Origin of the sequence: Neisseria sp. WLZKY-1 (assembly GCF_046546535.1) — a bacterium.
Lineage (GTDB): Bacteria > Pseudomonadota > Gammaproteobacteria > Burkholderiales > Neisseriaceae > Neisseria.
In genome coordinates this window covers 1-268 of record NZ_JBKGTW010000157.1, presented here as the reverse complement: position 1 = coordinate 268, position 268 = coordinate 1, and the positions used below count along the sequence as shown (strand labels likewise).

The window sequence follows — 268 nt, the reverse complement described above, 5'->3', positions numbered from 1 at the left end:
CATCCCCGATTACAGCACCTTATGCCGCTACCGCAACTGGCTGGCGCAAGACAAGACCCTGTCCGAATTGCTGGAACTGATTAACCGCCAACTGACCGAAAAAAACCTAAAAGTAGAGAAAGCATCCGCCGCCGTCATTGACGCCACCATTATTCAAACCGCCGACAGCAAACAGCGTCAAGCCATAGAAGTCGATGACGAAGGACAAGTCAGCGGTCAAACCACACCGAGTAAAGACAAAGATGCTCGCTGGACAAAGAAAAACGGT

General features: G+C 50.7%; 1 pseudogene. It reads left to right on the top strand.

Features of this window, described 5'->3' with window-relative positions:
* A pseudogene (locus ACLD9W_RS12645) lies at positions 1–268 on the top strand (IS5/IS1182 family transposase); the annotation flags it as partial.